Annotated in this window: 12 protein-coding genes; 10 read left to right on the top strand and 2 right to left on the bottom strand. The window is 39.0% G+C overall.

Annotation, left to right across the window (positions count from 1 at the left end):
• Positions 1-34 precede the first annotated feature (34 nt).
• The gene (locus MMB68_RS04140; protein ID WP_277548263.1) at positions 35-2,326 is read left to right on the top strand and encodes a DNA internalization-related competence protein ComEC/Rec2; all 2,292 of its coding nucleotides are present in this window, start codon (positions 35-37) and stop codon (positions 2,324-2,326) included.
• A gap of 57 nt (positions 2,327-2,383) precedes the next feature.
• Here MMB68_RS04140 and MMB68_RS04135 read toward each other — a convergent pair whose 3' ends face one another.
• Positions 2,384-2,518: a YqzM family protein gene (locus MMB68_RS04135; protein WP_013059251.1), complete on the bottom strand. Its 135-nt coding sequence runs from the start codon at positions 2,516-2,518 to the stop codon at positions 2,384-2,386.
• A gap of 326 nt (positions 2,519-2,844) precedes the next feature.
• On the opposite strand from MMB68_RS04135, the gene holA reads away from it, so the two are divergent.
• Positions 2,845-3,861: a DNA polymerase III subunit delta gene (gene holA, locus MMB68_RS04130; protein WP_221784596.1), complete on the top strand. Its 1,017-nt coding sequence runs from the start codon at positions 2,845-2,847 to the stop codon at positions 3,859-3,861.
• A gap of 34 nt (positions 3,862-3,895) precedes the next feature.
• Here holA and rpsT read toward each other — a convergent pair whose 3' ends face one another.
• Positions 3,896-4,162, bottom strand: coding sequence for a 30S ribosomal protein S20 (gene rpsT / locus MMB68_RS04125; protein ID WP_013059249.1), 267 nt, complete (start codon positions 4,160-4,162; stop codon positions 3,896-3,898).
• 256 nt (positions 4,163-4,418) lie between these two features.
• On the opposite strand from rpsT, the gene gpr reads away from it, so the two are divergent.
• The 8 genes from gpr (at position 4,419) to dnaJ (ending at position 14,219) form a co-directional block, all read left to right on the top strand.
• Entirely contained in the window at positions 4,419-5,531 is a 1,113-nt protein-coding gene (gene gpr / locus MMB68_RS04120) for a GPR endopeptidase (protein ID WP_013059248.1), read from the top strand.
• 85 nt (positions 5,532-5,616) lie between these two features.
• Positions 5,617-5,952, top strand: coding sequence for a DUF3679 domain-containing protein (locus MMB68_RS04115; RefSeq protein WP_277548261.1), 336 nt, complete (start codon positions 5,617-5,619; stop codon positions 5,950-5,952).
• A 128-nt stretch (positions 5,953-6,080) separates the two neighbouring features.
• Positions 6,081-7,904, top strand: coding sequence for a translation elongation factor 4 (gene lepA, locus MMB68_RS04110; protein ID WP_013059246.1), 1,824 nt, complete (start codon positions 6,081-6,083; stop codon positions 7,902-7,904).
• Positions 7,905-8,079: 175 nt separating this feature from the next.
• A complete protein-coding gene (gene hemW / locus MMB68_RS04105) occupies positions 8,080-9,219 on the top strand; it encodes a radical SAM family heme chaperone HemW (protein WP_221784594.1) in 1,140 nt (379 codons plus the stop codon).
• Between the two features lie 91 nt (positions 9,220-9,310).
• Positions 9,311-10,339, top strand: a complete 1,029-nt coding sequence (gene hrcA, locus MMB68_RS04100; protein ID WP_277548259.1) for a heat-inducible transcriptional repressor HrcA — start codon at positions 9,311-9,313, stop codon at positions 10,337-10,339.
• A gap of 105 nt (positions 10,340-10,444) precedes the next feature.
• Complete coding sequence (gene grpE / locus MMB68_RS04095; RefSeq protein ID WP_221784593.1) at positions 10,445-11,005, top strand: nucleotide exchange factor GrpE; 561 nt, start codon at positions 10,445-10,447, stop codon at positions 11,003-11,005.
• A gap of 30 nt (positions 11,006-11,035) precedes the next feature.
• Complete coding sequence (gene dnaK / locus MMB68_RS04090) at positions 11,036-12,853, top strand: molecular chaperone DnaK (RefSeq protein ID WP_221784592.1); 1,818 nt, start codon at positions 11,036-11,038, stop codon at positions 12,851-12,853.
• Between the two features lie 235 nt (positions 12,854-13,088).
• Entirely contained in the window at positions 13,089-14,219 is a 1,131-nt protein-coding gene (gene dnaJ, locus MMB68_RS04085; RefSeq protein ID WP_013059241.1) for a molecular chaperone DnaJ, read from the top strand.
• Positions 14,220-14,284 lie beyond the last annotated feature (65 nt).

Raw genomic sequence — 14,284 nt, 5'->3', positions numbered from 1 at the left:
AAGCCTCTTTCTTTTAAGAAGAAAGGAGCTAAAAGTGAAAGGATATTATATTTACTGTGCTTTTAGCATGATGATAGCTTTATATGTATATGATAATCATTCCGCTGTAAGCCTGTTTTTGCTAATCGTGCTTTTCATTTTTCAATGGCTACAATGTCCGAGGAAAGTGGTTATTGCTTCTGCACTGTTGAGTGTTTTGTGCGTCTACCTATTAGCTGAGACAAATAAGCATAACAAAACGATTCTTTTAGCTGAATCTTCTTCTTTTACAGGCGAAATTTCATCTGTGCCGCATAGTGACGGCGACAAGCTTACTTTTAAGTTTACGGTTCAAAATGAAGAAGTCATGGCTTTTTATAAACTAAAAACGTTGGAAGAGAAACAGCAGCTCGAAAAGCTAACGATTCATCAAGTTTGTCAACTAGCGGGGCAATTAACTTCTCCTTCACCTGCTCGCAACCTTCATTCATTTGATTATCAGCAATATTTGTACCATCAGTCCATTCATTGGCAGCTTAACGTTAAGAGACTTGATTTGGTAAAATGCCACCTCCCCACTTTAACTCCACTTACGTACCTTACCTTTATTCGTCAAAAAGGAATTAATTATATTCAACAAACTATGTCGGATCCAGGCGCTGGGTTTATGCAAGCACTAATTTACGGCGAGCGCACTGGTATCGAAGAAGAGAGTATCAAGCGCTATCAGCAATTTGGTTTAATACACTTGCTTGCCATATCAGGTCTTCATGTTGGACTGCTGACAGCAATGTGTTTTTATTTGCTCATTCGGATTGGAATAACGCGCGAGCGAGCCATTACGCTTTTACTTGTGCTTCTTCCTGTATACATGGTTTTGGCTGGTGGCAGCGCTTCAGTTGTCCGAGCTGTTTTTATGAGTATGCTGATGCTTATATCGATAAAAATACAAAGAAAAATTCTTTTAGTTGATAGCATCAGCCTTGCTTTTATGGCCATGCTGCTTTTTAAGCCGTACTATTTATTCGATGTAGGATTTCAGCTTTCTTTTGCCGTTAGTTTTGCATTGATTTTATCCAGTCAGACGATTTTACCTCGTTTTCATTCTTCTTTCAGCCAGCTCATGGCTGTTTCAGCGATTGCACAAGTCAGTTCACTTCCTTTATTGCTGTACTATTTTTATGGAGTATCTCTCCTCAGTTTGCCATTAAATATGGTTTTTGTACCGTTGTTTTCTCTTGTTGTATTACCTCTTTGTTTGCTCATTCTTTTTGTTCGTATCCTCTTGCCGGGAGTGAGTGAACTGCTGGAGCAAATTCTTCATGTTCTTTTACTTTTTTGTGAAAAATTGCTTGGCTTTTTTGAGTGGATTCCCGCTGATTTTATAACGGGGAAACCCCACATTGTTCTGTTTTTGGGCATGTACTTATGCATTTATGCTTTATTTGTGGCGGTCGAAGAAGGAAAATTTTTCGTTCGCTATATGTTTCTTCTCGTGGCATTGTTAGCCGCCCAATGTACGTATCCTTATTTGAATCCAAAAGGAACGGTCACAATGGTTGATGTAGGACAAGGAGACTGCTTTATCATTGAGCTTCCTTATCGAAAAGGTGTGTATATGATCGATACCGGAGGAACCGTTTCATTTCCAAAAGAACCATGGCAAAAACGTCGTTCTTCTTTTGACGTGGGAGAAGACGTACTTATTCCCTTTTTGCATTCAAAAGGAATAACAAGGGTAGATAAAATGATTATCACACACGGCGATTATGATCACGCAGGGGCGGCACAGCATTTATTTTCACAAGTGGATGTCGGAGAGCTGGTGCTTGGGGAAAAAGCTGAATTAAATGACGTAGAGACTGGCTTGGTGATCGCTGCTCAAAAACAAAGCATGCCTGTTCAAATTGTTCAGCAAGGAGATAGCTGGCAAGGAGGAGGTGTCGTATTTCAGATTATTTCTCCGACAGGTTTCGAAGAAACGAGCAACAACGGCTCAATTGTAATAGACGCTAAGTTAGGAAATTTAAGATGGCTATTCACCGGAGATTTAGAAAAGGAAGGAGAACAAAGAATATTGAAAGACTTTCCAAACCTTAAAGCAGATGTATTAAAAGTTGGGCATCATGGCAGTAAAACCTCAACTTCAGAAGAGTTTGTTCAACATTTAAATCCTAAAGTAGCGCTTGTTTCAGCGGGACAAAAAAATCGTTATGGTCATCCTCATCAAGAAACATTAGAGCTTCTGAAAAGCTACGGGGTGTATATTTATCGAACGGATGAAGATGGTGGAGTAATGTATGAATTTACAAAAAAGTCAGGAACGTTTTCGCAGCAACTTCCATAGTCTATAGTAAGAAAAACGAACTAAAAAAGACTGCTAAGAAGCAGCCTTGAAGCAATTTTACGAACCCAAGTAGTGAATCACAGTTGCAATAACAAATAAGGCAGTGAAAAAGCCAAATGAAACACCAAATCCTACGGCAGAATCGACAGCGTCGTTGCGTTTACTTTGGACACTTTCTTCAAATTGGTTCATTAACACCCCTCCTGTTTACAGTATAATCTAACTTTTTTTAAAAATCTAGACAATTTAAAAGCGTTTTCACAAACTGACAACAGTTAACAACTATACTTTACGAGCATGAGGAGAAAATAGAGATAAGGGTTTAATCATTAACAAATAAGTAACCTAGGGCTTATATTGTTGATGTTTATCATAAACTGAGGAATTGTCGCTTTAAGGCAATTCCTTTTGTATTGTTGCCAAAAACTCATAACACCTTTACGATAGAAATTGTATTTTGTTTATCAGTAACTATACATAATCAATATAGATGAATAAAAAAGAGGAGCGTATATACGTTGGCAGTTGATAGCTTAAAAAGTATTACCAAAAATAATATAGCCCCCGTTTACTTAATACACGGGGTCAATGCATTTATGAGTAAAAAGATTAGAGATAAAATCGTCGACTATACGTTGAATGAAGAAGATAAAGAATTTAACTTGTCACTATACGATTTAGAAGAAACATCGATTGATCAAGTTCTAGAAGATGCTGAAACGCTTCCTTTTTTAGGAGACAAGCGTGTAGTAGTTGCGAAAAATGCAGCATTTTTAACGGCTGAAAAATCGAAAGATAAAGTAGAGCATGATCTAGCAAAACTTCAGCAATATGTGGAGCAGCCCCCGTCTTTTTCAACGTTAATTCTGCTAGCTCCTTATGAAAAGCTGGATGAAAGAAAAAAAATAACAAAATTATTAAAAAAACAAGCAGCTTACATCGAAGCGAACGAATTTGGTGAAAAAGAAATGAAGCAGTGGATTCATAATTTACTTTCAAAAGATGGAGTGAATATGGATGAAGATGCTGTGACGCTGCTTATTCAGCTTGTGGGTCTTAATGTAACGCTTGTGACGAATGAAATTGAAAAAATGGCGTTATACGTTGGACAAGGCGGAGTTATTACAAAAGAAGTTGTGCTTAAGCTTGTGGCAAAAACGCTTGAACAAAATGTATTTACGCTTATTGACGCTGTTATTCAGCGAAAGGTTTCTACTGCTTTAAATATGTATCAGGATTTACTTCGTAATAACGAAGAGCCTATTAAAATTTTATCTTTGTTAGCGACACAGTTTCGTTTGATTTATCATACGAAGCAGCTGTCTAGTCAAGGGTACGGTCAGCAGCAAATTGCTCAAACGATTAAGGTACATCCGTTTCGTGTGAAAATTGCTTTGCAGCAGAGCAGAAGTTTTGAGGAACAGCAGCTTAAAGAAATTTTAAAGGATTTAGCAGAGGCAGATTATGAAATGAAGACGGGAAAAATGGATAAAGCGCTTATTTTACAGCTGTTTTTATTAAAAAGAGCGCAATAAAAAAACGATCCTAATGGGATCGTTTTTATCTCAATTATGCAGATAAACCGTTAAGTTTTACTGCTAAGCGAGATTTTTGACGAGCTGCAGCATTTTTGTGGATAATACCAGATTGTGCAGCTTTGTCTAATTTTTTAGAAGCAACAGCAAATGCTGCTTTTGCGTTATCTACATCGTTGTTTTCAACTAAAGCTTCAAAGTTTTTGATTGCAGTACGCATAGCTGATTTAGCTTGAATGTTATGAGCACGGCGAGCTTCAGTAGTTTTTACACGTTTGATAGCTGATTTAATGTTTGGCATCCGTTTCACCTCCCGAAATGATAACAATCGAGATTATATAGAACTCGACATTCTTCACAATAAGAACAAAAGATATTTTATCAAACACAAGGACAGAATGCAATAGCCTTGACAAGGAATTTTATATGACAGACCTTTCTTTAAAAGCTTGTAGCTGATATTACGCCCTTCCTTCCACTTTTCATTTCTTAAATGCATGAATCTGCCAGTCCTCGGTGACAATAATTTCAACAAAGATTGTCTAGGAGGTTAAGAAATGGAAAAAGAACTTGATTTAAGTCAATATAGCGTGCGTACGGATTTAGCTGTCGAAGCAAAAGACATAGCGTTAGAAAACCAGCCTAAACCGAATAACCAGTCAGAAATCAAAGGCGTAATTGTAAAAGAAAAAGAAGAACAAGGTGTCAAAATTTCAATGGTAGAAATTACGGAAGAAGGCGCAGAAGCAATCGGTAAGAAAAAAGGCCGATATGTAACCCTTGAATCGGTAGGCATTCGCGAACAGGATACCGAAAAGCAAGAGGCCATGGAAGAAGTATTTGCTAAAGAGCTGAATTTTTTTATTAAAAGCCTCAACATTCCAGATGATGCTAGCTGTCTTGTAGTGGGTCTTGGAAACTTAAGTGTTACACCAGATGCGCTTGGACCAAAGGCAGTAGATAATTTGCTGATTACAAGACATTTGTTTGAGCTACAGCCTGAAAGCGTGCAAGATGGCTTTAGACCTGTTAGCGCCATTGTTCCGGGAGTAATGGGAATGACGGGTATTGAGACAAGTGATATTATCTTTGGCGTTGTAAAGAAAGTGAATCCAGATTTTATCATTGCAATTGATGCGCTTGCCGCTCGTTCGATTGAACGGGTAAATGCTACCATTCAAATTTCAGATTCGGGTATTCATCCGGGATCTGGCGTTGGAAACAAGCGCAAAGAAATCAGTTATGAAACACTTGGCATTCCAGTTATTGCAATAGGTATTCCAACCGTGGTAGATGCTGTTTCCATTACAAGCGATACAATTGACTTCATCTTAAAACATTTCGGCCGAGAAATGAAAGAGCAGGGAAAGCCGTCTAAGTCGCTGCTTCCGTCCGGTATGACGTTTGGAGAAAAAAAGAAGCTCACGGAGGATGATCTTCCCAATGAAGAGCAGCGTCAAACGTATCTCGGTATGATTGGCACTCTTCCCGATGAAGAAAAAAGACGTCTTATCCACGAAGTGCTTGCGCCTCTAGGCCATAACTTGATGGTCACGCCAAAAGAAGTGGATATGTTTATTGAAGATATGGCCAATGTAGTTGCAGGAGGACTCAACGCTGCTTTACATCATGAAGTAGATCAAGAGAACTTTGGGGCGTATACTCATTAATACGCTTTTAGATGAATGAGTTTTTCAGAATATAGTCATAATGGTTAGTACCTACAGAAGATCGAGAAGTAAGGGGTCTAATAATATGATTAAATTTACTTTAAAATCAGTGGTGCTAACTGTCTTTTTACTGTGCGTCGTATTTTTGGGAATGCAGACGGCTCAGCAAGGGTTAATTAAAATGAAGGGATATAATGATCCTTCGATTGAACACGTTATTAATGTGTCTAAAACGTCAGATGGTCAGGTGGAAGCTGCTGTTTTAGGTTCAAAAAAAGTCGTGAATATTGATGAAAAACAGCAGTTTTTAGAAAAACGAAAGGCTTTTAACTTTTTCTCCTCGCTAGGTCAAAGTCTAGCGGAAGGCGTGAAAAGCACAATAGGAAAAGCTTTTGAGGCTATCCATCATCTTCTTAATTAAAAGCAGAATCTCTTTCTGCTTTTTTGTATGGAAAAATCCCCAATGGAATGCTTATTGAATGTTGACGAATGTGTTGTTATAATTTAGTTTAGTGTATTTTGCCGATTTTCAGTAGGAGTGAAAAAAATATGGATAGAGAAGCAAGATTGAAACGACAATCGAAAATCAGAAACTTTTCGATTATTGCTCATATAGACCACGGTAAGTCAACATTAGCAGACCGTATTTTAGAAAAAACAAATGCGTTAACACAGCGAGAAATGAAAGCTCAGCTTTTGGATTCGATGGATTTAGAACGTGAACGTGGAATTACCATTAAATTAAATGCTGTGCAGCTTCAATACAAAGCAAAAGATGGAGAAGAGTATACTTTTCATCTAATTGACACACCGGGACACGTCGATTTTACATATGAAGTGTCACGAAGTTTAGCGGCGTGTGAAGGTGCTATTCTAGTAGTAGATGCGGCTCAAGGTATTGAAGCTCAAACACTAGCAAACGTGTATTTAGCACTTGATAACAACCTTGAAATTTTACCTGTCATTAATAAGATTGACCTGCCGAGTGCAGAGCCAGAGCGAGTGCGCCAAGAAGTTGAAGACGTAATTGGATTAGATGCGTCGGAAGCTGTATTAGCTTCAGCTAAAGCAGGAATTGGTATCGAAGAAATTTTAGAACAAATTGTTGAAAAAGTTCCTGCTCCTGAAGGGGATCCAGATGCACCGCTTCAAGCGCTAATCTTTGATTCATTTTATGATGCATACCGAGGTGTAGTTGCATCTATTCGTATCGTACAGGGACGAGTAAAAGTAGGCGACAAAATTAAAATGATGGCAACAGGAAAAGAGTTTGAGGTAACGGAGCTAGGTGTGTTAACGCCAAAAGCCGTTGCTAAAGATGAACTTTCTGTTGGCGACGTAGGGTTTTTAACAGCAGCTATTAAAAACGTTGGAGATACGCGAGTAGGGGACACGATTACTCTTGCTAAAAATGGAGCAAGTGAACCTCTTCCTGGTTATCGTCGTCTGAATCCAATGGTATACTGCGGGCTGTATCCAATTGATACAGCGAAGTATAACGATCTTCGTGAAGCACTAGAAAAGTTAGAGCTAAATGACTCTGCACTTCAGTTTGAACCAGAGACGTCTCAGGCCTTAGGGTTTGGTTTCCGATGTGGATTCTTAGGGTTGCTTCACATGGAAATTATCCAAGAGCGTATTGAGCGCGAATTTAAAATTGATTTAATTACAACAGCTCCAAGCGTTATTTATGACGTGTATTTAACAGACGAGACTCATCTGTCTGTAGATAACCCGTCTAATATGCCGGACCCACAAAAGATTGAACGCGTGGAAGAACCGTATGTGAAGGCAACGATGATGGTACCAAACGATTATGTTGGTGCTGTGATGGAGCTTTGTCAGAAGAAGCGAGGCAACTTTATTGATATGCAGTACTTGGATGCTAATCGCGTGAGTATTGTATACGAAATTCCGCTAGCTGAAATTGTATATGATTTCTTTGATCAATTAAAATCAAATACAAAAGGCTACGCGTCGTTTGATTACGAGCTTATCGGATATCAGCCTTCGAAGCTTGTGAAGATGGATATTCTCTTAAACGGCGAAACGGTCGATGCACTGTCCTTTATCGTGCACAGAGATTCAGCTTACGATCGTGGTAAAGTCATTGTAGAAAAGCTTAAAGAGCTTATTCCACGTCAACAGTTCGAAGTGCCGATTCAAGCGGCAATCGGTCAAAAAATTGTGGCACGTTCAACAATTAAAGCCATTCGTAAAAACGTTTTAGCAAAATGTTACGGAGGAGATATCTCTCGTAAACGTAAACTTCTTGAAAAACAAAAAGAAGGTAAAAAACGTATGAAGCAGGTCGGTTCTGTTGAAGTACCGCAGGAAGCATTTATGGCTGTGCTTCGCATGGACGAAGATTAATAGCTGAAATTCTATTATTTAACATGTCGAATTAGTTTTGAAAATCAAGCTAATCTGATACGATAGTAAAGAGTTTTGAGCGCTGTAAATAAGTGTGAACGAACATAGATAAAAATACCGCAGAGAGACTCTGCGGTATTTTTATCATTTATAAATGTGATTGAGGTGAAAGTCCATGGTGAAGGCAGCATATCTGCATATCCCGTTTTGTCATCATATTTGTCACTATTGTGACTTTAATAAAGTGTTTTTTAAAAATCAGCCTGTTATGCCGTATTTAAAAAGCATGCGAGAAGAAATGAAACAAACAGTCGAACGTTATCCAACGACCAATTTAAACACGATATTCGTTGGGGGTGGGACGCCCACAGCGTTAGATGAACAGCAGCTAGAGTATTTTTTAGAATCCATTCGTATGTATCTTCCTTATGACGAAAAAGGTGAGTTTACATTTGAAGCGAATCCGAATGAATTGACAAAGGAAAAGCTTCAGCTTCTTCATGATTATGGCGTGAATCGTTTAAGCATTGGTGTACAAACGTTTAATGAAAGATTATTGGAGAAAATTGGACGTGTGCATTCAAATAGACAGGTATTTGATTGTGTTGAGCAAGCGAGAAAGATTGGAATGTCGAATATAAGCTTAGACTTAATTTATAGCCTGCCGGAACAAACGGTGGCCGATTTCTCTTCTACGCTTCAAACCGCTTTTTCATTAGAGGTAGAGCACATGTCTGCCTATTCGTTGATTATTGAACCTAAAACGGTATTTTATAATTTAATGAACAAAGGAAAGCTTCCTCTGCCTGCTCAAGAAGAAGAAGCAGCTATGTATGAGCTGCTCATGAAAGAAATGGACAAACAAGGTTTTCATCAATATGAAATCAGTAATTTCGCAAAGCCAGGCTACGAGAGTATTCATAATCTAACCTATTGGAACAACGACGATTATTACGGAATTGGCGCAGGCGCACATAGCTATATAGACGGAATAAGACGAGCAAATATTGGACCATTAAAAAAGTACATTGATTCGGTCGAGCAAAACGGAAATGCATATCTCAATGAAGTGAGCGTGACCGAGGCTGAAAAAATGGAAGAAGAAATGTTTTTGGGCCTTCGTAAAACGAAAGGAGTCTCAAAAGAGGAATTTAAGAAAAAATTCAATCGAGAATTAAAAGATGTATTTGGAGAACCTATTCAAGAATACAAAGAGAAAGGACTTTTGGGTGAAGACAATGGCTCAGTCTTTTTAACACACAATGGTCGATTTTTGGGGAATGAAGTTTTTCAAGCCTTTATTGGGATAATCTAATATCAAATCGTTGACATCGCTATAGTGATTTGGTAATTTATTATTAGATTTAGCACTCAGAGTTTTAGAGTGCTAACAGAGGTGATGAAGCGTGCTTACTGATCGACAGTTATTAATTTTACAAGTCATTATTGATGATTTCATTCGATCTGCGCAGCCGGTAGGCTCTCGAACATTATCTAAGAAAGAAGAGTTTAATTTTAGTTCGGCTACGATTCGTAATGAGATGTCAGACCTAGAAGAACTTGGATTTATTGAAAAAACTCATACTTCTTCAGGGCGCGTTCCGTCTGAGAAAGGTTATCGTTATTATGTTGATCATCTAGTGTCCCCGCAGCATTTGAAAGCAAGCGACGTCTCGACGGTACGTTCGGTATTTGCTGAACGCATTGTAGAACTGGAGCAGCTCGTTCAAAAGTCAGCGCAAATTTTATCTGATTTAACGAGTTTAACGTCCATTGTGCTAGGGCCAAAAGCGGTCAGCCATAAGTTAAAACAGCTGCAGATTTTACCTTTAACGGCTCAGTCAGCTGTTGCCATTATTGTGACCGATACAGGACACGTTGAAAGTCGGACGATTACGCTGCCGAGCAGTATTCAACCTTCCGATATTGAAAAGATGGTTAACATTTTGAACGAAAAGCTCATCGGCGTTCGCATTACTGATTTACATGATAAAATGTACAAAGAAGTAGCGACGCTTTTAAAAAGCCACATTCAAGGGTATGAGCAGACGATGGATATGCTCAATGATGCATTAAAGCTCAACATGAATGGCAAATTAGTAGTTGGCGGCAAAACGAATATGTTTGCTCAGCCGGAATTTCATGATCTTAATAAAATTCGCGGGCTGTTTAACATTATTGAACATGAACAGCAGTTTTATAAGCTGTTAAGCCCAAATGAGGCTGGCATACATGTGAAAATTGGTCATGAAAATAAATTGAATGAAATGGTAGGATGCAGCTTAATTACAGCTAGTTATTCCTTTGGTCACGAACAGCTCGGCACAATTGCTATACTGGGACCGACCCGTATGGAATATGCACGTGTAATTAGTTTGCTTACATTGCTATCATCAGATATGTCTCAAGTGTTAACAAACTTGTATAAAGAATAAAGGAATCGGGTGGAATATATTACTTCCATCCTTTCCCTGTGATAAAATAAAAATCGTTGTTTAAAATGTGAAAATGTGTGTAAACATTTAAGGGAGGTGAATGAATTGTCAAACGAAAAGCAAGTAGAAGAACAAAACGAAGAAGTGGTTGAAGAAGTTCAAACAGAAGCTGCTGAAGCAACTGAAGCTGAAGCGTCTGAGGAAGTAAACCCTCTTCAACAAGAAAATGATCAATTAAAGCAACAGCTTGAAGAAGAAGAGAATCGCTACTTACGTCTACAAGCTGATTTCGATAATTTCCGTCGTCGTTCACGTCTCGATGCAGAAGCTGCTCAAAAATACCGTGCTCAATCATTAGTTGCGGATATTTTACCAGCACTTGATAACTTTGAACGTGCATTACAAGTTAACACAGCGGACGAACAAACTAAATCTGTGCTGCAAGGTGTAGAAATGGTATACCGTCAATTGGTAGAGGCACTTCAAAAAGAAGGTGTTGAAGCAATTGAGTCAGTTGGGAAAACATTCGATCCATACGAGCATCAAGCAGTGATGCAAGTAGAGGACGATGAATACGAATCGAACACGGTAGTAGAAGAACTTCAAAAAGGTTACAAATTAAAAGATAAAATCATCCGCCCTGCGATGGTTAAAGTGAATCAATAACACTACATATTATGAAGGAGGTCATTGTCAATGAGTAAGATCATTGGTATCGATTTAGGTACAACTAACTCTTGTGTCGCTGTATTAGAAGGCGGCGAACCAAAAGTAATTCCAAATCCAGAAGGAAACCGTACAACGCCATCAGTTGTGGCATTCAAAAACGGTGAGCGTCAAGTTGGGGAAGTAGCGAAACGTCAAGCTATTACAAACCCTAACACAATTATTTCAGTTAAACGTCATATGGGTACAGACCATAAGGTGGAAGCTGAAGGCAAGCAATACACGCCGCAAGAAATGTCAGCTATCATTCTTCAACATTTAAAAGGTTACGCTGAAGAGTATTTAGGTGAGCCTGTAACAAAAGCTGTTATCACAGTTCCTGCTTACTTTAATGATGCTGAGCGTCAAGCAACAAAAGATGCTGGTAAAATTGCTGGTTTAGAAGTAGAGCGTATTATTAACGAGCCTACTGCAGCAGCGCTTGCATACGGATTAGAAAAAACAGATGAAGATCAAACAGTTTTAGTTTACGACCTTGGTGGCGGTACGTTTGACGTATCTATTCTAGAACTTGGCGACGGCGTATTTGAAGTTCGCGCAACTGCAGGCGACAACCGCCTTGGTGGTGACGACTTTGACCAAGTAATCATCGACTATTTAGTAACTGAATTCAAAAAAGAAAACGGCGTTGATCTAAGCAAAGATAAAATGGCGCTTCAACGTTTAAAAGATGCGGCTGAAAAAGCGAAAAAAGATTTATCAGGCGTAACATCTACACAAATTTCTTTACCATTTATCACTGCTGGAGAAGCTGGTCCTCTTCACTTAGAGGTATCTTTATCACGTGCTAAATTTGACGAGTTATCAGCAGGTCTTGTTGAACGTACAATGGCCCCTGTGCGTCAAGCTTTAAAAGATGCAGGTCTTTCTGCAAGTGAGCTTGATAAAGTAATCTTAGTTGGTGGCTCAACTCGTATCCCAGCGGTACAAGATGCAATCAAAAAAGAAACTGGTCAAGATCCTCATAAAGGTGTAAACCCTGATGAAGTAGTTGCACTTGGTGCAGCAATTCAAGGTGGCGTATTAACTGGTGATGTAAAAGACGTTGTATTACTAGACGTAACGCCTTTATCACTAGGTATCGAAACAATGGGTGGCGTATTTACAAAGCTAATTGAGCGTAATACGACAATTCCAACAAGTAAATCACAAGTATTCTCAACGGCTGCAGATAGCCAAACGGCTGTAGATATTCACGTTCTTCAAGGTGAGCGTCCAATGTCTGCAGACAACAAAACGCTAGGTCGTTTCCAGTTAACTGATATTCCTCCTGCACCACGCGGAGTACCTCAAATCGAAGTATCATTCGATATTGATAAGAACGGTATCGTAAACGTTCGTGCAAAAGATTTAGGTACAAACAAAGAGCAGGCTATTACAATTAAATCTTCAACTGGTTTATCAGATGACGAAATCGAACGCATGGTAAAAGAGGCGGAAGAAAACGCAGATGCTGATAAGCAGCGTAAAGAAGAAGTGGAACTACGCAACGAAGCAGATCAATTAGTGTTCACAACTGAAAAAACATTAAAAGATCTTGAAGGAAAAGTAGAAGAAGCTGAAGTAACAAAAGCTAACGAAGCAAAAGATGCTTTAAAAGCTGCGATTGAAAAGAATGACCTTGAAGAAATCAAAGCGAAAAAAGATGAACTTCAAGAAATCGTTCAAGCGTTAACTGTAAAATTGTATGAGCAAGCTCAACAAGCTCAGCAAGCAGGTGAACAAGGCGCTCAAAATGATGATGTTGTAGATGCAGAGTTTGAAGAAGTAAACGACGACAAAAAATAATGCATCTTGACGACTAACGTGAATGACGCCATGGTGCGATTCACATCTTTTTAAAAAGTCAAAGTCAAGCTTATTTCTTGGCTTTGACTTTTTTAACGTGGAAAAGCGAAAGGGAAAGTTTTTCTCTTGGCTCTCTGCGTGCACGGGAGCAATAGAAAGTAACTTTTATGTTGCTATGGAATTATTAATAATGATACAATTACGTTTATGTGAAACGATTCGGGAGTGAGTATTGATGAGTAAGCGAGATTACTATGAAGTACTCGGTATCAGTAAGAGCGCTACAAAAGATGAAATAAAAAAAGCATACCGCAAGCTTTCTAAACAATATCATCCAGATATTAACAAAGCGGAAGATGCTGCTGACAAATTTAAAGAAGTAAAAGAAGCGTATGAAGTATTGAGTGATGACCAAAAAAAAGCACAATACGATCAATTTGGTCATACTGATCCAAATCAAGGCTTTGGCGGCTTTGGTGGAGGCGGCTCAGACTTTGGCGGCTTCGGCTTTGAAGATATTTTCAGCTCGATCTTTGGTGGTGGTGGTCGCAGACGTGACCCTAATGCTCCGAGACAAGGTGCCGATTTACAATACACGATGACACTTTCTTTTGAAGAAGCTGTTTTCGGAAAAGAAACAACAATTGAAATTCCACGTGAAGAAACGTGTGAAACATGTCACGGTTCAGGTGCAAAACCTGGAACAAAAGTCGATACATGTTCGCACTGTAATGGTTCAGGTCAGTTGAACGTTGAACAAAACACGCCGTTTGGCCGCGTAGTAAATCGACGTGCGTGTCATCATTGTAATGGTACGGGAAAAATCATTAAAGACAAATGTGCAACGTGCCACGGTGACGGTAAAGTAACAAAACGACGTAAAATTAATGTTAAAATTCCGGCTGGTGTAGATGATGGTCAACAGCTGCGCGTAAGTGCTCAAGGAGAACCAGGGGTAAATGGTGGTCCTCCAGGAGATTTATACGTAGTGTTCCACGTGCGCACTCATGAATTCTTTGAACGTGATGGAGACGATATCTACTGCGAAATGCCTTTAACGTTTGCTCAGGCAGCGCTGGGTGATGAAGTAGAAGTACCAACTCTACACGGCAAGGTGAAGCTGAAGATTCCAGCTGGTACACAAACGGGAACGAAATTCCGTTTAAAAGGAAAAGGTGTGGCAAACGTACGAGGATATGGTCAAGGAGATCAGCATATTCACGTTCGAGTTGTAACTCCAACAAAAATATCAGAAAAACAAAAACAATTATTGCGTGAGTTCGCTGAACTGAGCGGTCAAGAAGCCGTTGATGAGCAGCATGATTCCTTTTTTGCAAAAGTAAAACGAGCAATTAAAGGAGAATAATTGTCTTTCATAGTAAACAGAGACAGGTTGGTAAAGGTACTTTGCCAACCTGTCATCTGTCATGT

The organism is Priestia sp. Y58 (genome assembly GCF_029522095.1).
Lineage (GTDB): Bacteria > Bacillota > Bacilli > Bacillales > Bacillaceae_H > Priestia > Priestia megaterium_E.
The sequence above is the reverse complement of the archived record's forward strand: the minus strand, read 5'-3'. Positions and strand labels throughout refer to the sequence as shown.